The following is a 16,965-nucleotide window of genomic DNA, read 5'->3' as shown; positions in this document are numbered from 1 at the left end:
TTCTTTGATGTATAGGAGTAAAAATGGGGGCAACCTCAGTTCGAGCGTTAACCTTACGGTTCGCAATGGGACGCAAGCCTCTCCATTCACTTCCTGTTACAAAATGGCTTCATGCAAGCCATCTGCCTGTATATCTCCATAGCGGTATGTGCCGCTATAAAAATCACGATTGTCCAAGATTCGTTTCACTTGTACTTTGGTAAACAATCTGCCTTGCCCAGTTGTAAATCCTTCTTGATTCAGTGTTTCAGCTATCTGGGTCAATGACCTTGTGGGATACTGTTCCTTGATTTCAAATACTCTACGGACGGTTTGGGCGTGTCTTTCGTCTACTTGGATACATTTCTGCCCTTTCTTTGCTTTGTATCCGAAGGTAGCCCTTCCTCCTGCATAGCCGCCCTGTTGGGCTTTCTTGCTCCGCCCTCGACTTAGTTTCATGGCGATTTCGAGACGTTGGTATGCGTCTAGCAATTCCATCAAGCCATTTATCAGGAAGTCATTCGGGTCTTTCTTGTAAATGCTATAGGTGGGCTGTTCAATGCTCCGAACGTCCACCCCGTATTTCTTGAACTCTCTGTGAACCAGAACTTTCACGATGTCTGACCGCCAGAGACGGCTTGTATGGAGGACGACAACTGCATCAATGTTTTTACTGGCTAGGGCGGCTAACATGCTCTGGAAGCCGATTCTGTCCACCTCAAGAGCATCCTCGTTTACCTTCGCCCCACTGATACCTTCGTCAACATATATGTTCATCAAGTTCCATCCTTGCTCCAGACAATAGGAGCGGATTTCGTCTTGTTGATACGCTAAACTGTAGCCGTCTTTTGCTTGTCCTTGTGTTGATACTCTCACGTAACCGATGACATTCATGGTGTTTCCTCCCCCACCGTTACAGAAATCAGAATTATTGTTACGCATAAGAGTTATACCCTTAAACGTATATGTAATTATATTACTTTTAACCGTATAGTTCAATGCCATTTTGCCAAGAATATGTTATAGTACGTTTAAAAGTAATATGAGTTCGGGTGGGGAAACGATGAAAATTAAAATAAGACTCAAAGAAATTCTTGAAGAGCGAGGAATGTCCCAACGACAACTCTCCCTGCTAATGAATATCCGTCATGCGACTATCAACCATCTTTGCTCTGATAACGTGGACAGGGTTTACATCCGTACCTTGGAGCAAATCTGCGAAGCGTTGAACATCACTGTTGACCAACTCATTGTTTCAGTTGATGATAATGAGCCTTCCGATAAATCTGTAAAGTGACCTATTCAAGTATCACTCTACCGATTTTTCCATGAATTTCGGACTATATTATATTAGAAGGGGGAACTGGCGAGAGCATAATATTAAACGCCCCCCATCGTAAAAAAAATTTGATGAATTTCGGGCTATATTAGGGCTTGCTGAACATATTGCCTTTTAGGCCCACAGAGGCTGACGGCACAGATTCAGCAGCAGTCTGAAAATCGGCAAAAAGAGAACGCGCAGCTTGCGTTCGAGATTCATAACAAGCAGTTGCAGGGCAATGACCGTTTCGCTTGTCTCTCGAAGGCGTGCTCGAATACGCCCCAGTCCGTAGGAGCGTTTGCCTTCTCCGAATTTTCCTTCGATTGCGTTACGCATTGAAGCATCCTGTCTGGCCTGGTTCCGATCGGGTTCCGCTTCTTTCTTCGGACGCCCTAAGTTTGGACCACTCAAACGGATGCCGTGCTCCTTACAATAGCGAAGGTTCTCCCGATTTCGGTAGATTTGGTCGGCTAGAATGGCTTCCGGATAACACCCATATCGCTGGACGAACGACTCCACGGAAGCTTTCAGTGTCATGCTTTCGTTGAAGTTATCCCAGGACAGCTTCTCCATTCGAGCGTAACCGTCCACCAGACTGATCGCCAGCTTTGCCCCAAACTCGACGGGAGCATTCACTTTCCCGCGTACAATCGGCCGTACATGCGGTTGGGAAAGACTGACGATTCGATCTTCCACCGAGTGTGTCCGTTTGTCGTACATCTCTTGTTGTTGACGATACAGCTCGGAAATGACGAGCAATTGCCGATACTGCTGCGAACCCAGTTGATTCAAGCTGCTTTTCGCTCCCAGCATTTCGATGATGCGAAGATTACGCGAAACATAACGAAGCTGTTTGCCAACCGCTTTCCGGATGGATTTGGCACCCGTTCGCCGTTTCTTGGCGATCTCGAGGTAGCGTTTGCGGGCAGTTTGACGATACGTTCTCGGTTTCTTGGCCTTCCCGACGAAAGGCTCGTGCAGAACATCGATGATCGCTTCGAGTTTTTCCCGCGCCTCGTTCAATAATTTCAAATCGGTCGGATAGGAGATGTCGGCCGGTGCGCAGGTCGCGTCGAGCATCAAGGTGCCTTTGTTGCATGGTTTCTCTTTGCTTTTGCCGTCTTCATTAACGGATGTTCCATCAGAACCATGGCCGCTGCCTGGAGGATCTTGAGGATCGCTCTTGTTTTGTTCCTGCTTCTTTCGCTCTGCGTCCTCTTCCAAAATCCAATCGTTGATTTGTCCAATGACATCCGCACCCAATCGCTTGCGGAAATGGGTCAACAGCGAGTGATGGAACGGAGGCTTGTCTTGGAACGCCGGCAACCCAAGAAAGTACTGGTAGTACGGATTTTCGGTGATCTGCTGGACCGTCTCTCGATCATCGAGCTGCATACGTTCCTGAATGTACAGCGCTCCCAAAGCCATACGAACAGACAAAGGGATCTGACCGCGCATTGATTTCTTGAACGACTTCGCGTAGAATTCTTCTGCCCGCCACCACGGGATGATAGCGGCCAGTTGAACCCAACGGTTCTCCTTATTCAATTTACCGCCAAACGGCAAGTAGAAATCTTCGAACAACTGAAGCTGGCTTTCGGTTCTACGATACATGTCGGCTCACTCCACGTGCACGATTTTTTTCAAGAAATTCGCATTTTCCTTGCATTTTATTTCGAGTTAGAGTCCAGAAATCCTTGTAAAACCTTAGAAAAATGATTGTTCAGCAAACCCTAATTATTGTAATACCAGGTAGAATACCCATCTGCTTCGTGCTCTGAGCCAGAACCTGTTTTCTCATCATAGTCCGATTGGTACGCATAATCACTTACTTTATCCCCATCGACATCAAAGCTGATAGAGATTCAAGGGTACTCTTTTGCCTTTTTTGCGAATTTATAGGTTTGAAAATATTGACCTTCTATGACTTCGTTGAACACACTAAGTGTTGTAACAAACTTCCTCGTGTCCAGATATATTTCTTTCGTCTCTGTCTCCTGATATTGCTTCTTCATCGTGTATACGAATTGCAGCTCCGTTGGAGCAAACCTGACTTCCATACGATCTATTCCGCTGTAATGATCGAGCATGCGCTGCCGGAATTCATCCACAAGCGGTGAAGTTACCTTTTTATAAGTCATACAACCGGCTAGCAGGACAATCGCCAGGAGTGTACAAACCCAGTAGCACTTTCTCATAACCCCACATCCATTCATCATTGCAACTCTTCAAGGCATAGAAGTGGTCATTCCAAGTACATCAATCCGCCTTGCCACCACCCGTATTTCATTGCATCAAAATGAACCCGGTAATTAATACTATGACGTTTCCCCCAAGTGGACACGGCAATCCATCGGTTGTCATTAGGATCTCTGTAATATTTGGTTATCGTCATCCAGTGCCATTCATATTCATCATTCGACCATTTTTTTGTATTCAGTGTGGCCACAGGAGAATCAATCGACAACCCCGCTTTAATATAATTTGCCGTATTATCTAATGTAAAAGAAGAGTTATCCGTAACCCGGCTCAAGGAAACGCCTTTATCCTGGGCATAACGTTCCACTTTAGAAGCAAAGTCGCTAACGGACACTTCCCCAAACATACCCGGATTGATATAATCGTATAAAGTATTCATATGCTTCATAAAGTCTGACAATGACCATGTATTTCCGCTGTATAATTTCCCATACTTTTTGGGGTCTTTCATTTTAGCTAAGTAATTGGTAATATTAGCAGCAGCAACAGGGCCGCATCCCCGTTCCGCTTGATTACTGCCACTATCCCACCAATTCTGGTTGCCTCCATAACTATACTGGCCCTTAGATAACTCTACCGGTACAAAAGTTCCATATGTCCGCTCCGAATATAAGCTGACGTCTTCTTTAGCTGCAAGCGTCGAGTTGCCCGGACTTGCCTGTTGCAAGTTAATCATATGTTCTCTATTTTCTTCATTTCTGATGTTTTTATAAGTATCTTGAATAGCGGATTGATTCTTCTCGATAATATTTGTTACTTCATGAATTTGCCTAATATTCGTTATATCAAAATATTGCACATTTTGATTCATTTCTCTTTTTATCAAATACTGCATTGGCGGTATAAATACGAGCTGAGCGGAACCTGCGTCGGAAGCGTTCGTTGCATTCAGCTCGCTGAGAATGTTGGAAATAATATTATCTTTAATGAAAATATTGTAGGTGGCATATCCATCTTCAATAGCTCCTACTGTCATGTACCCGATATCTTCTCCGTTTTCCAAAAGAGGAACCATATATGCAAACATATTATTTTGCAAATCATACAACGGAATAAAATTCTTCAGAAGCCGTAAGAGCCTTGCCTTGTGTCTGAATATCCGTACTTAAATATCCTTGCAGATTCATATCTACGATCTTCATCACATCACTTTTCGGAAGAAGCTGTGCTGAACTTATGGCTAATCCGTTTTCCACCTCAACAGTTTCAGCAAATGCACTGGTCGCAAAAACAGATGCAAGCAATGTTATGGCCATGAAAACAGCAACTATCGATTTCCTACTCATTCAAAAGTTCCTCCTTTTAATATTGTTGTGAAACAAAAACACCTGTACGTACCTTCGATGCGCTGCTTGCTGCGCAATCGTCTCGGGATCCGAAATCAAGCCCGGCAGTCGAAAGAAAGCTGTGCTCTGTCTTCATGCAGGAAGGTCATAGTTTGCAAATAAGCAGTTGTCTCTTGGCATGCTGTAATTAGCGTTAAATGGGGATCTAGTTGGCTCTATGATAGCGATGAGGTGATGAACAAGTCTTGGCAGTCATTCCGATATGTAAACATTTTATATTTTTGGTCATTTTAATTATTTCATATTTTCCCCAACATCCAATAGGTACCCAGACCTATATATTCATGAGTATTGTTTCGAGGCACGAAATTGCTGCAATGCGAAAAGAGACGGAGCAGCAGGCCGCTTGCGTTGAACTGCAACTGCTGCGGATTTCCCTTTCATTTTCCATGCAAAAAAAAGCCCCGCAGCCGATCAATCGGCCTGCGAGGCATCAAATATATATATGAGAGCTCAGTATTGAGAGAAAACGTTACACAACCGAGCAGCGGCTTGCCAGGCAAGCCGGCCTTTATGCGGCCTCCTGCTGCCCGTCGTTCGGTTCCGGCGCCATTTTCTTCGCCAAATATACGGCTACGAAAATGGCCGTAATGCCGCCGACCAGCTTCCCGACGATCATCGGGAAGATCATTTCCTTGGCGACCCCGGCCGTGAAGCCGAGGTGATCGCCGAATACGAATGCCGCGGACACGGCAAAGGCTACGTTGATGACCTTGCCCCGGGCATCCATGTCCTTCATCATCCCGAACATCGGGATGACGTTGGCGAGCGTGGCAACCATGCCCGCCGCCGCAATCTCGTTCATGCCGAGCATTTTGCCCAGCTTCATCAGCGGCTTGTTGAATACCTTCGTGATGACAAAGACCATCGCAAAGGCGCCGGCCAGTACAATCGAAATGTCGCCGACAATCTTGATTCCTTCCTCAATCGGCGCGAGTCCGGGAATAATCGTGATGTCCGTCAGCTGCTGCGTAATGCCGGCCGCGAGCCCCAGCGTCGCGACGATAACAATGAACTGTCCGAAAATGGTGAAGCCTTTGATCATGCCTTGCGGGAACTTCCACAAGCCAAGCACGATCAGCAGGGCGAACAGCAGAATCGGCACCAGGTTGGACAAAATCATCATAATCGGAAAACCTGCCGCCAATCCCCCGAGCAAGCAGCCGATCGGGATCGTGACAATGCCGGCCAAGACGCCGGTAGCCAAATATTTGTGGTCTTCCTTCTTAATGATGCCCAGCGCAACCGGAATGATGAATACGATAGTCGGCCCCAGCATGGCGCCGAGAATCGTACCGGCGAACAAGCCGGCTTCCGGCGTCTGCGCCAATTCCTGCGCCAATGAAAATCCGCCCATGTCGTTGGCCAGCAGCGTCGTCGCGAACATCGCGGGGTCTGCTCCCAGCGCGCTGTACAGCGGGACGACAATCGGGCTTAACAGCTTGGCCAGCACGGGAGACAGCGAGATGATTCCGACCATCGCCAGCGTGAGCGAGCCCATGGCCATAAGTCCTTCATCGAATTGATGGCCTAGCCCGAATTTGTAACCGATGCACTTGTCGATGGCGCCGAGAATCATGAAAATAACCATGCCGTAAATGATGATTTCGTTAATCTCCACGAACGTGCTCCTCCATTCTTATTGTGCGTGTTGAATTGCGTGTTAGCGTTCGTATCGAACTATATATCGGAAAGGTTCAAAAAGGCGGTTTTTATGCTCAAAAGCGGGCTTTTTGAACTGCCTATCGGAAATGCTGTTTGATTTCCTCGCTCGGGGAACGAAGCACGGTGCAATGAACAATCCGCTTTTCATCCATGGAGGAGGCGATCACCTTCATCCCTTGTTCCACGTCGCTCACGCTTCCCGTGAACACGGCGAGGAATTTGCCGCCAATCGCCATGCCGAGGTTCATCCTTTTCACATAAATATCGCACTGCTTCAACGCCTCATTGAACGCATATATCCCGGAAGAGACCGTTGACGTCTCCAAAATTCCGACGGCGTCCACGGGTTGGGAAGAATAGCGCTTCTTCAAGCCGTCCACGAGAGCGGGATGAACGCCGTTCAGCATAAAATCGCTAATCCGGAATTCACCCGCTTCCGCCTTCGCGGAATCCATCGCCGCCTGTACGTCAGCGGTATCGCCGCTCATAATGATGAGGAACTTGCCTGGACAAATCGGCTTCAGATGATGCATGTCCACGGGAGAGGTCTTCAGCATGCGATCCGCCGTTTCGTATCCTTTGCTGATGCTGCGAAGCTCCACCACGCCAATCGCGCTACTCATGGCGGGCCACCTCGATCGAATCGACGATGCCCACGATGACCGCGTCAACGGGCACGTCCGGATTGGCTATCGATGTCCGGGCAGCGCTTCCCGTCGTCACGAGCACCGTGTCGCCGATGCCTGCTCCCGCGTTGTCCGCGGCGACGAAATGGTCGCGCTGAACCGCCGCGCCGTCCACCGATAACGGCTTGACCACCAGAAAGGTCAGCCCGCTCAGCTTATTGTCTTTACGGGTAGCCCACAGGCTGCCCGCCACTTTTCCCACGATCATAGGTTCACCTCGCCCGTTATCTTCTGTGCACACGCATCTGCTGCGTGCGCATGTAATCCTGCGCCAGCGGCGTAATAATCGCGCGCCGATCAATCACGATTTCTGTCTTGTTCTGAAGACGGCATTTTTTGAGCTCGGCTTCGGTGATGACTTTGCCGGGCAGCGCTTCCGGTTGCGAAAGCGCATCAGCTTCCAAGTAAGCGGCTTCGCCTCCCGCCTGAGGCACAATCGCCGCCCCTCCGTCTTCCAGACAAGCCGCCGGCAGCTCCGACTGCTTGACCACACGGATGCCGCAGCCGCGAAGCTTGTCCACCATGCCGTCGTACAGCTTGTACAGCAGGACAGGCGCTGTCGGCTTGTATTTCCGGTATGCCAGCCCGTCCTCCAGCAAGACAACCTTCCTTCCCTTCAACAGCATCGTCAACACGAACCGCTCGCGCGGGCCCGCGCTGATGCCATGGGCCAGGTTGGACAACAGCTGGATGCATGTCTTCGGAATGAGGAGCAGATCGCAGTCCCGGAGCGACTCGTCGTAATAACGCACGTCATAATGCGGTTGGAGGACGCTCTCCAGTCCCGGAGCCGGCTCCGCAGCCAGCAGAACCGCCTGCTTCCTGGACGCGGCTGTCTCGGCTTCGGCGGCCTGCCGCAGCCTTTTCAATACTTCGGCCGCAACCGCTTCAATCAACGCTGCCCGATCCGGAGCTTCCATGTTCATAATTTCACACTCCTAGACCTAGTCCTAGTTGGTCTTTTTCAAAATCTTGCCCTTCGTGCCTTTCACAAAGCCGCATGCATTCGCCTCATCATAGTCGATATGCATGTACGTTTCATAGTTCGGGCTCACCCGCACCAGCACGTCGTCAAAAATAAGCGGACGCTTGCCGTACACTTTCACCTGCACGATTTCGCCGTTCTCCACGTTATACTTAGCTGCATCTTCCGCCTTCACGTGAATATGGCGCTGCGCGGCGATCAAGCCCCGCTCCAGCCGGATCATGTTGCTGCCCGAAGCGATGACGATGCCCGGAGTTCCTTCCAGCTTGCCGCTCTCTCTGACGGGAACAGGGATGCCAAGCACGACGGCGTCCGTCTGGGAGACCTCCACCTGCGATTCCTTGCGTTCCGGCCCGAGCACGACGACGTTGTGCAGGGCGCCCTTCGGCCCGATCAGCGTGACGCGCTCTTTGCATGCGTATTGTCCCGGCTGGGACAGATCCTTCGCCTTCGTCAGTTGATAGCCTGGGCCGAACAACGCATCAATCGCTTCCCGGTTCAAGTGCACGTGCTTGCCGGATGCTTCGATTTCGATGCAGGCTTCATCCCGCACCCGCTTGACCACTTCATTCACGATGCTTTCTACCAGTTGATTATCCACCATTCTCACCTCAAGAATTGTACTGTCCTACGCGGATTCGGAACATGATGATCCAGAACAATGAAGACAGCCGGTTCAGCGTCCGAATGATGTCTTCGCGCTCGGCGCCTCCGTGCTCCGTTTTGAAGGCTTGGTAAGCCAGCAGCTCCGTCTCCCTCGTCAATGTGCGCAACGCATTTATGACAACAACCGCTTCGCCCATATCATAGCTGGGTTGAAAATGTTCCAATCCAAAGTATTTCTTGGGAAAATGGGACTGCTCGCGCAATTCCTTCGGTGTCATCCCAAGCAAATGAAATTCCTCGATGCTTTCGTTCAACACTTCACAGCGCACGATCTTTCGCACGAACTGTAAAATCTCTTCCAAATCGTCGACCAGCTTGGTCATGTTCAGCTTCGAGCAGCTGATTTGCGCTTCTAAAATTTTGGTTTCCAATGAATCCAGCTTGCCGCGGAATAGAATCCGGGGATGATCTTTAAAAACAAGCATATTTCCATATAAATGGGTCATATGCTCGGGCTTCGTCTCCAGAAAACCGCCGTACAGCGTGCGGAAACGTTTTTTTCCTTCGGCCGGTTCTTGCTGAGTGTCCAAGTTTTTGGTGATTTGAAGCTTGACTTCCTTCTTGGGCGCCGGGCTGTCTGCAGCGGGGGCTCCCACATAACGAAGCTCAATCTGATGATCGCTCAAAAAGCTTTTGGCGGAAGGGGTCAGAATCGTGCCCGCCGGAGCCTCATATACGGCAACCTCTTTCAGATTCTGATTCCGAAAGTGCTTGCGCAGCTCGCTTTCCGTAATCACAGCCATGTTTTCACATCCTTTTATTGCGTGCATCTTTGGTTACACGCGGGAATCCGCGCCGCTGGCGATGAGCCGGCAGGCGGGGAGGGAGATGCGGCGGATGCCGCATCTCCGCTCCCTCTTACCCGTCAGGCTTGTCCGGAGTCGGTTATTATTCCGCTTTTGTCTTAGGAAGGATAGCATCCACTTCCGTGTGCGGTCTTGGGATAACGTGCACGGACAGCAATTCGCCCACGCGCTCTGCCGCAGCCGCGCCTGCGTCCGTTGCCGCCTTGACGGCGCCTACGTCGCCGCGAACCATGACGGTTACTAGACCTGCGCCGATTTGCTCTTTGCCGATCAAAGTAACGTTAGCCGCTTTGACCATTGCGTCCGCTGCTTCGATTGCGCCTACCAGACCTTTTGTTTCTACCATTCCCAATGCGTTTGCGTTTGCCATGATTAAATTCCTCCTAATGAGTTGTTTAATTTATATGAAATGTTGTGAAAAACCAGGTTAACTTAAAGATTCGATGCCGAGCTGCTTTCTGTATCACAACGTGATCAAAAGCGTCTTTTTGAACTGCCACTCGAATTACATTTCTGCCAGGATGCGTTTGACGATCATATTAATCAACTGCTCTTTATCGCCAAGATCGATGCTTGCCGCTTCGGTCTGCGCCGCAGGCTTCTCGGCCAGGTCTTCGATTTCTCGAAGCCCGTAAGCGACTCGGCGGATGTTGAGCAGGTTGAGCGGACTGATGTTGTCGGATGTCGAGCTTCCGCCGACGGCCCCGCAGCCGAGCGTAAGCGCAGGCGCAATCGCCGTTGTCGCGCCGATGCCCCCAAGCGTGCCCGGCGTATTGACCAGCAAGCGGGATACCGGCTTCTTCAGAGCGAACTCCCGGACAATCTCTTCATTCTCGGAATGAATGACCATCGTATGCCCGGCGCCTTCCCCGTTCAAAATCTCGATGCAGCGCTCGCACGCCGCTTCCCAGCCATCTTCCGTGTAGAACGCCAGGATTGGGGCCAGCTTCTCGCGCGAATACGGAACGTTGCGGCCGACGCGAGTCTCTTCGGCAATCAGCACGCGCGTGCCCGCCGGAATATCCAGGTTCGCCAGCTTCGCGATATGCTCTACGCTGCGGCCGACGATTTGCGGGTTCATCGTGCCATTGGCCCGCATAATGAATTTGCCAAGCTGCGCGGCTTCCTCCGCGGAGAGGAAATAAGCGCCCTGCTTCTTGAATTCGGCGATAACCGCATCCTTGCTGCAGGCTTCGACGACGACGGATTGCTCCGAGGCGCAGATGGTGCCGTTGTCGAATGTTTTGGAGTCCATGATGCGCTTGACCGCAAGCGGAATGTTCGCGCTCTTCTCGATAAAGGCAGGGCCGTTGCCCGGGCCGACGCCGATCGCTGGAGTTCCGGACGAGTAAGCCGCTTTGACCATGGCGGTTCCGCCGGTAGCGAGAATCAAGGATACATCGTCATGCTTCATCAATTGATCGGTTCCTTGGATCGTCGGAACGGTCATGGCCGCAATCGCGCCTTCCGGACAGCCTGCCTTCACGGCCGCTTCGCTAATAATCTTCACCGTCTCCAGAATACACTTGAGCGCGTTCGGATGCGGGGAGAAGACGATGCTGTTTCCGGCTTTCAGCGCGATGAGCGCTTTATAGATGACGGTCGATGTCGGGTTGGTGGATGGAATCAGGCCGGCCATGACGCCGACAGGCACGGCCACCTCCATCACCTTGTGGGCTTTGTCATCCTTCAGGACGCCAACCGTCTTCATATCCTTAATCGAATCATACACTTGCTTCGAAGCGAATGCGTTCTTGATGATCTTGTCCTGCCAACGGCCGAAGCCCGTTTCTTCATTGGCCATCTTCGCCAGCTTCTCGCGGTTCTGATAGCCCGCATCGGCGATCGCTTTGACAATCGCGTCGATTTGCTCCTGCGACATCGTGGCCAGTTGGGCTTGGGCCTCTTTGGCTTTTTTGATCAGATTGCGGACTTCTTGAATGGATCTTAGGTCTTTATCCAATGTTTCCATCAATACTCCTTCTCTCCATTACTTTTTTGTTACGAGGTGGCTTTTTTCGTTTTCTTCGCTCGTTTCGCTGCCGGCGCGGCGGCCGTATCTTTGCGCGGCGTGTGCGCATCGGTTCGGCTTGGCTGCGCGCTTGGCCCGCTTGCCTTCATATCGGCAGCCGGCGCAGGCGCTTCGGCCTTGGCGGCAGGCGCAGATACGCTGTCGGTCCGGCCGGAATCCGGTTGGACCGCGGCTTCCGCCTTGCTTGCCGCTGCGCTCTCCCCTGCCGGCGCTGCGGCGCTCGCCTCAGCCTTAGCCTCAGCCGCAGGCGCTTCCGCTGCTTCCTCCGCGGCTGAAGACGTTGCCGCGGCTTCCTCGCCCGCCGGCGCTTCGTCTCCGGCGGGGGCTGCCTCCTCGGCGGCAGCCTGCGGCTGATTGGCGTCTGCGTCCTCCGGACCCGCCACCATGGCGGCCGTCTCCTCATGCAGACGCGCAATGACATGCCTTGTCAGCAGCACATTTAACTGCTTCGCCGCCTCGGCTCCCGCTTCCACGGCAGCCTGCACGGCGCCGACGTCGCCGCTCAGCTTGACCGTCACCAATCCGCCCTTGACGATCTCCGCGCCGATGCAGGTGACGCTCGCCGCTTTCAAGGCGGCATCCGCCGCGGCGATGGCTCCCAGATAGCCTCTGACTTCCACCAACCCTAACGCGTTATGTCTCATGGGCCGCTACCTTAATAGCTCGCCGGGTTGTCCGCGACGAACTGGACAGCGTCCGCGAACGCGTCGCATGCCGCCTTGCAGGCAGACTGGCTGCCCGTCAGCAAGGCGCCGGCGAAGTTGGTCTCGGAAGGAGGGCCGAAGAAGGCGGCCATCGTTACATCAGCGGCCTTCAGCGCCGCATCGATCGCATACATCGCTTCCAGCGGAGGGGCGATGAGATACGCCAGCGCTTCCCCTTCCTTGATGTTGGCGGTCTGGGACAAATAGCTTCCTGTACGGGAGACGCAATGGGCGAAATACGTGATGCTGTCATCCTCATTGGCGCTGACGAAATGAGCGCCGTTCTCGATATAATCAACGGCGGCGTTCAAGCCGCTGCGCACTTCCTCCGGGCTGGGGCCGGCCAATATCCCGATGACCTCGCCCGCCAGCTTCGTCGAAGCATTGGCCGAACCGGCGTACATGCTTCGCGCATAGACGACATCGACGGCAGCCGCTTTGGTCGCTTCGTCCAGGGCGGTATAGGTGACATCGTCAATGTCGGCGGTAAGGATCCCCAGGCTTTTATGATGCGGCTTCAGCTCCAGCGTGCCAGCCAGATCCGGACTTACATTGGGAATCAGCTTGACGCCTAACACCTTGGCATGAATCGGATCGTTTCTCATACGAGCCTCCTTGCGAATACTTATTTGAACAACCTCTACAGTTTCAAATCAATCCCCGACGCTTTGCGGTCAATCATCGTCTTAATCAATTCGGCGATATGCGCGCCCGCTTCAACCGCAGGCGTTCCGCCCGAGTGGATGTTGGAAATCACCGTGCGCCGCGCTTCCGGCATGCCGGCCGTCGGCTTATAGGCAATGTAGGCGCTCATCGATTCCGCCGTAACGAGACCCGGACGCTCCCCGACCAGGAGGCAGACCACGTCAGCCTCGGTGACGTCGCCGATGACATCCATCGATGGCACGCGGCAGTGCTTGACGAACAAAATATTGCCGGTCTCAATGCCATACATCTTGAGACCTTGGGTGATCGCCGGCACGATGTCGCGCAGATTGGCTTCGATCGCGGCCGAGCTCAGTCCATCGCCAACCATAATCTGCACCTTGGCGCCCTTGGCCGTGTGCTGCTTAATATATTCAATCGTCTCTGCGGAGAACTGGCGCCCCAGATCCGGCCGGGTAATGTATTCATCCTTGTCCCGGCACATCGTCTCGATCGCCACCAGATTCATTTCCTTCACGAAATCCTCGGACACGTAAGAGAATACGGCATCCTGAGCGGCGGCGTGGTCAGCGCGGAACCGCAGCGTCGTAATGGTTTTGTAGCGCGGACCCGCACGCCATACGCCGAGGCGGGCCGGCGTCTTTTCCTTCATCTTCATGTAGCCTTCGCGATCGGCTGGTTCGGGAACGAGCAGCTGCTTGCGCAGGTCGATCTCCGTAATATCGTCCAGACATTCGCCGCTGTCCTCTTGCTCTTCCTCAGGCAGCGCCATCTGCATGGCCGCGGCCGGAGCCGTCTCGGACACCGCCGTCTGCGGGGCAGATGCGGGCTCGGCCGCCTGCGGGGCAGGCGCCTCGGCTTGGGCCGGCTTGGCGGCTTCCTGCGGCAGGTTGCCTACCATCTCGTTCAGAATCGATTCAATCATCGATTTCAGGTCTTTTTCATTCATGAGAGCTTCCCCCTTTCCTTACTTGAGAAACACTGACGCGTCCCCGGCTTTTTTCGTCAGCTTGCCATTTTCGATGAAGCCCATTTTCTCCATCCACTGCTCGAACTCCCGGATCGGACGCAGGCCAAGCAATTCGCGCAGCGTCGCGGTCTCGTGATAGCCGGTCGTCTGATAGTTCAGCATGACATCGTCGCCGTGCGGGATGCCCATGAAGAAGTTGCAGCCTGCCGTCGTCAGCAGCACCGCCAGATTTTCCAGGTCGTTCTGATCGGCCTTCATATGGTTCGTGTAGCAAGCGTCGCAGCCCATGGAGATGCCCGTCAGCTTGCCCATGAAGTGATCCTCCAGCCCGGCGCGGATAACCTGCTTCGCGTCGTACAGATATTCAGGTCCGATGAACCCGACGACCGTGTTGACGAGGAACGGGTTGAACCGCTTGGCGAAGCCGTAGCAGCGCGCTTCCATCGTCACCTGGTCGATTCCGTGGTGGGCTTCGGAAGACAGCTCCGAGCCTTGGCCCGTCTCGAAGTACATCACGTCCGGACCGGACACTTGGCCATGCTTCAGCACGAGCTGCTGCGCTTCCTCGATCGTGGCGGCGTTGAAGCCGAATGCCGCGTTGCCTTTCTCCGAGCCGGCGATCGATTGGAAGATAAGGCCGGTCGGCGCGCCGCGCTTGACGGCTTCCATCTGGGTGGTGACATGGGCCAGCACGCAGGTCTGCGTCGGAATCTCCCACTTCTGGCGGAACTCCTCGAACCGCTTCAGGACGCGCGTTACGCTCTCGACGGAGTCGTCGACCGGATTCAGCCCCAATACCGCGTCCCCGATGCCGAACGTCAAGCCTTCCATCAAGGAAGCCATGATGCCGTCCGGATCGTCGGTCGGGTGGTTCGGCTGCAGGCGGGCCGACAACGTGCCCGGACGGCCGATCGTCGTATTGGCGCGGGCCGTCACCCGAATCTTCTTCGCCCCGTACATCAGGTCGAGGTTGGACATGATTTTGGCGACCGCGGCGATCATCTCGGCGGTCAGCCCGCGGGAGACGCGCTTGATATCTTGTTCGGTCGTGTTATCGTCCAGAATCCACTCCCGCAGCTCTTCCACGGTCCAGTTCTGAATCTCGCTGTAAATGCGCTCATTGACCTGGTCCTGAATAATGCGGGTAACCTCGTCCTGCTCGTAAGGAACCGCAGGATTGTTGCGCAAGTCCTTCAGCGTAATCTGGGACAGCACCACCTTGGCGGCCACGCGCTCTTCCGAAGACGTGGCCCCGAGTCCGGCCAGCATATCCCCTGATTTTTCTTCATTCGCTTTGGCCATCACTTCCATCAGCGTTTTGAACTGATAGGTGCGGCCGAACAGTCTCGTTTTTAAAATCACAAAAGCTCCTCCTTTCAAATGCGACCCAGTGGATTGGTTCAACCTCGATTAATGAAACACAAGCGTCTTGATGACGACAGGCAATACCTTGCCCTCCGCAATCGGCTTGCCGATGTCGATATAGTCGCCGTTGTCGACCTGCACGCTGTCGATGCAGACGACATCCTTCTTGTAATCCAGCAGGGCGTACAGCGTCTGTCCCAGCACCTTCGCCATATCGTGATGGACAATCACGATAAGCGGGTACTCCCTTTCCAGCAGCTCCGCCATGCCTTCGCGCAAGCCGCGCGCATACTTCTGCACCTCATGGAAGCTCGGATTCTTCTTCCCTTCCAAGGCGATGGCGACCCGCTGCAGATCATTGTTGAGCTTGAACCAGTTCAATTTGTCGGCGATAGCGTGAGCCAGCGCCTCGGCGCTCTCCGATTCATCCGCCGACGCAAGCTTCAGAATCGGAATGTTCTTGATCGGGAAGCTCTCTTCCGTGTAGGTAATCGTGCTTCCGCTAATCTCCGTCGTATGGGAGCCGGCTCCGACTACGGTCGCCCGGATGGTCTCGGCCGAGCGCGCCACGGTCAACCGCTGCGTCAACGGGGAAGCGGCAATCGCTCTCCCGAGCAGAATCCCGATATCTCCATACTGGAACACATCGCCCGCCGCTTCCTGGTACACGTAATCGGCCACCCCTCCGGAGAAGGAGATGCACGGAATGTCCCGGTCGAGCTTCAGCCCTTTGTTGGTGACGATTGTATCGTAGAAATCACCCGGCGGGCGGAGCCCGACGCTTTCCTCGAGCAGCTTCACCATCTCCCCGATGATCGGCTCCAGCGCGGCCGGCGTCACCTGCTGCCCAAGAGCCAGCTGCAATCCCCTTCGTTCCGCGAGCTGCTTGATCTTCGGCGCGATATACGTAATCTCGTGCGTCCGTTGGTCGACCTTGATCAGGCGGCCCCCGATGTCGAGACAGCCCGTGTCCAGCAGCTCCCCGTCGGCGAACAAGGCCAGATTGCTGGTCCCCCCGCCAATGTCGATATTGACGATGGACGTCGAGTGCTCTTTGGAATACGTATGGGCTCCCGCGCCTTTGGCGGCAATGATGCTTTCCAGGTCCGGGCCCGCGGTGGCGACCACGAAGTCTCCGGCGAAGCCGCTTAACGACTGCAGCACTTCATTGGCATTGTCCTTGCGGGCCGTCTCGCCGGTAATGATGACGGCGCCGGTCTGGATGTCTTCCTTGCGGATGCCGGCTTTCCGGTACTGCTCCTGCACGAACGACTGGATTTGCCCGGCGTCGATCCGGTTGTCCGCCAGCACGGGCGTGAAGCAGATATCGCTCCGGTAGACCACTTCTTTATCCGTAATGACCAAGCGGGGCACCGAAAAGGACGATGCCAGGTTCTGAATATGCAGCTTCGACAGCACGAGCTGGGTCGTCGAGGTTCCCATATCGATGCCAACGCTTAGCAGTTGCTCGTTCACGTCTCTCCCCTCCCGTCGCTTGATACACATATATGCACG

The 16,965-nt window shown here is 53.6% G+C and carries 19 protein-coding genes; 1 reads left to right on the top strand and 18 read right to left on the bottom strand.

Annotated elements, in window-relative coordinates; genetic code table 11:
- Positions 1-96 precede the first annotated feature (96 nt).
- The gene (locus OCY70_RS25215) at positions 97-873 is read right to left on the bottom strand and encodes a recombinase family protein (protein ID WP_261945276.1); all 777 of its coding nucleotides are present in this window, start codon (positions 871-873) and stop codon (positions 97-99) included.
- A gap of 169 nt (positions 874-1,042) precedes the next feature.
- Between OCY70_RS25215 and OCY70_RS25210 the strand changes: the two genes are divergently transcribed.
- Positions 1,043-1,276, top strand: coding sequence for a helix-turn-helix domain-containing protein (locus OCY70_RS25210; protein WP_213431461.1), 234 nt, complete (start codon positions 1,043-1,045; stop codon positions 1,274-1,276).
- Between the two features lie 156 nt (positions 1,277-1,432).
- On the opposite strand, the gene OCY70_RS25205 is transcribed toward OCY70_RS25210, so the two are convergent.
- The 17 genes from OCY70_RS25205 to eutA form a co-directional block, all read right to left on the bottom strand.
- Positions 1,433-2,914 carry an IS5 family transposase gene (locus OCY70_RS25205; RefSeq protein ID WP_261945236.1) on the bottom strand — a complete coding sequence of 494 codons (1,482 nt, stop codon included), beginning with the start codon at positions 2,912-2,914 and terminating at the stop codon, positions 1,433-1,435.
- A gap of 251 nt (positions 2,915-3,165) precedes the next feature.
- Positions 3,166-3,498, bottom strand: coding sequence for a hypothetical protein (locus OCY70_RS25200; protein ID WP_249725458.1), 333 nt, complete (start codon positions 3,496-3,498; stop codon positions 3,166-3,168).
- Positions 3,499-3,545: 47 nt separating this feature from the next.
- Positions 3,546-4,607, bottom strand: coding sequence for a hypothetical protein (locus OCY70_RS25195; RefSeq protein ID WP_261945277.1), 1,062 nt, complete (start codon positions 4,605-4,607; stop codon positions 3,546-3,548).
- A complete protein-coding gene (locus tag OCY70_RS25190) occupies positions 4,600-4,845 on the bottom strand; it encodes a hypothetical protein (protein ID WP_213430020.1) in 246 nt (81 codons plus the stop codon). Before OCY70_RS25190 ends, OCY70_RS25195 begins: the two co-directional genes overlap by 8 nt.
- 571 nt (positions 4,846-5,416) lie before the next feature.
- A complete protein-coding gene (gene eutH / locus OCY70_RS25185) occupies positions 5,417-6,526 on the bottom strand; it encodes an ethanolamine utilization protein EutH (protein WP_213430021.1) in 1,110 nt (369 codons plus the stop codon).
- A 121-nt stretch (positions 6,527-6,647) separates the two neighbouring features.
- The gene (locus OCY70_RS25180; RefSeq protein WP_213430022.1) at positions 6,648-7,193 is read right to left on the bottom strand and encodes a BMC domain-containing protein; all 546 of its coding nucleotides are present in this window, start codon (positions 7,191-7,193) and stop codon (positions 6,648-6,650) included.
- Complete coding sequence (locus tag OCY70_RS25175) at positions 7,186-7,464, bottom strand: EutN/CcmL family microcompartment protein (RefSeq protein WP_213430023.1); 279 nt, start codon at positions 7,462-7,464, stop codon at positions 7,186-7,188. Before OCY70_RS25175 ends, OCY70_RS25180 begins: the two co-directional genes overlap by 8 nt.
- 16 nt (positions 7,465-7,480) lie before the next feature.
- Complete coding sequence (locus tag OCY70_RS25170; RefSeq protein ID WP_213430024.1) at positions 7,481-8,182, bottom strand: ethanolamine utilization protein; 702 nt, start codon at positions 8,180-8,182, stop codon at positions 7,481-7,483.
- A gap of 24 nt (positions 8,183-8,206) precedes the next feature.
- Positions 8,207-8,842 (bottom strand): ethanolamine utilization phosphate acetyltransferase EutD, encoded by a 636-nt coding sequence (gene eutD, locus OCY70_RS25165; protein ID WP_006676868.1) that lies wholly within the window; start codon positions 8,840-8,842, stop codon positions 8,207-8,209.
- Positions 8,843-8,852: 10 nt separating this feature from the next.
- The gene (locus OCY70_RS25160) at positions 8,853-9,650 is read right to left on the bottom strand and encodes a cobalamin adenosyltransferase (RefSeq protein WP_213430025.1); all 798 of its coding nucleotides are present in this window, start codon (positions 9,648-9,650) and stop codon (positions 8,853-8,855) included.
- A gap of 145 nt (positions 9,651-9,795) precedes the next feature.
- The gene (gene pduA, locus OCY70_RS25155; protein ID WP_006676866.1) at positions 9,796-10,083 is read right to left on the bottom strand and encodes a propanediol utilization microcompartment protein PduA; all 288 of its coding nucleotides are present in this window, start codon (positions 10,081-10,083) and stop codon (positions 9,796-9,798) included.
- 135 nt (positions 10,084-10,218) lie between these two features.
- Complete coding sequence (locus tag OCY70_RS25150) at positions 10,219-11,685, bottom strand: acetaldehyde dehydrogenase (acetylating) (protein ID WP_213430026.1); 1,467 nt, start codon at positions 11,683-11,685, stop codon at positions 10,219-10,221.
- Between the two features lie 29 nt (positions 11,686-11,714).
- A complete protein-coding gene (locus tag OCY70_RS35855) occupies positions 11,715-12,389 on the bottom strand; it encodes a BMC domain-containing protein (protein ID WP_213430027.1) in 675 nt (224 codons plus the stop codon).
- An 11-nt stretch (positions 12,390-12,400) separates the two neighbouring features.
- Positions 12,401-13,054 carry an ethanolamine utilization microcompartment protein EutL gene (gene eutL, locus OCY70_RS25140; protein WP_213430028.1) on the bottom strand — a complete coding sequence of 218 codons (654 nt, stop codon included), beginning with the start codon at positions 13,052-13,054 and terminating at the stop codon, positions 12,401-12,403.
- Between the two features lie 35 nt (positions 13,055-13,089).
- The gene (gene eutC, locus OCY70_RS25135; RefSeq protein WP_213430029.1) at positions 13,090-14,064 is read right to left on the bottom strand and encodes an ethanolamine ammonia-lyase subunit EutC; all 975 of its coding nucleotides are present in this window, start codon (positions 14,062-14,064) and stop codon (positions 13,090-13,092) included.
- 18 nt (positions 14,065-14,082) lie between these two features.
- Positions 14,083-15,447, bottom strand: coding sequence for an ethanolamine ammonia-lyase subunit EutB (locus OCY70_RS25130; RefSeq protein ID WP_197256038.1), 1,365 nt, complete (start codon positions 15,445-15,447; stop codon positions 14,083-14,085).
- Between the two features lie 48 nt (positions 15,448-15,495).
- Complete coding sequence (eutA, locus tag OCY70_RS25125) at positions 15,496-16,926, bottom strand: ethanolamine ammonia-lyase reactivating factor EutA (RefSeq protein ID WP_213430030.1); 1,431 nt, start codon at positions 16,924-16,926, stop codon at positions 15,496-15,498.
- Positions 16,927-16,965 lie beyond the last annotated feature (39 nt).

The sequence above is a fragment of the Paenibacillus melissococcoides genome, assembly GCA_944800085.1.
GTDB lineage: Bacteria > Bacillota > Bacilli > Paenibacillales > Paenibacillaceae > Paenibacillus_B > Paenibacillus_B melissococcoides.
This window is presented reverse-complemented; position numbering and strand designations above follow the sequence as displayed.

What these genes read in the sequence shown, in the direction of transcription:
- OCY70_RS25215 (WP_261945276.1), bottom strand. Translation starts at nt 873, where the DNA reads ATGAATGTCATCGGTTACGTGAGAGTATCAACACAAGGACAAGCAAAA.
- OCY70_RS25210 (WP_213431461.1), top strand. Translation starts at nt 1,043, where the DNA reads ATGAAAATTAAAATAAGACTCAAAGAAATTCTTGAAGAGCGAGGAATG.
- OCY70_RS25205 (WP_261945236.1), bottom strand. Translation starts at nt 2,914, where the DNA reads ATGTATCGTAGAACCGAAAGCCAGCTTCAGTTGTTCGAAGATTTCTAC.
- OCY70_RS25200 (WP_249725458.1), bottom strand. Translation starts at nt 3,498, where the DNA reads ATGAGAAAGTGCTACTGGGTTTGTACACTCCTGGCGATTGTCCTGCTA.
- OCY70_RS25190 (WP_213430020.1), bottom strand. Translation starts at nt 4,845, where the DNA reads ATGAGTAGGAAATCGATAGTTGCTGTTTTCATGGCCATAACATTGCTT.
- OCY70_RS25180 (WP_213430022.1), bottom strand. Translation starts at nt 7,193, where the DNA reads ATGAGTAGCGCGATTGGCGTGGTGGAGCTTCGCAGCATCAGCAAAGGA.
- OCY70_RS25175 (WP_213430023.1), bottom strand. Translation starts at nt 7,464, where the DNA reads ATGATCGTGGGAAAAGTGGCGGGCAGCCTGTGGGCTACCCGTAAAGAC.
- OCY70_RS25170 (WP_213430024.1), bottom strand. Translation starts at nt 8,182, where the DNA reads ATGAACATGGAAGCTCCGGATCGGGCAGCGTTGATTGAAGCGGTTGCG.
- OCY70_RS25160 (WP_213430025.1), bottom strand. Translation starts at nt 9,650, where the DNA reads ATGGCTGTGATTACGGAAAGCGAGCTGCGCAAGCACTTTCGGAATCAG.
- pduA (WP_006676866.1), bottom strand. Translation starts at nt 10,083, where the DNA reads ATGGCAAACGCAAACGCATTGGGAATGGTAGAAACAAAAGGTCTGGTA.
- OCY70_RS25150 (WP_213430026.1), bottom strand. Translation starts at nt 11,685, where the DNA reads ATGGAAACATTGGATAAAGACCTAAGATCCATTCAAGAAGTCCGCAAT.
- OCY70_RS35855 (WP_213430027.1), bottom strand. Translation starts at nt 12,389, where the DNA reads ATGAGACATAACGCGTTAGGGTTGGTGGAAGTCAGAGGCTATCTGGGA.
- eutL (WP_213430028.1), bottom strand. Translation starts at nt 13,054, where the DNA reads ATGAGAAACGATCCGATTCATGCCAAGGTGTTAGGCGTCAAGCTGATT.
- eutC (WP_213430029.1), bottom strand. Translation starts at nt 14,064, where the DNA reads ATGAATGAAAAAGACCTGAAATCGATGATTGAATCGATTCTGAACGAG.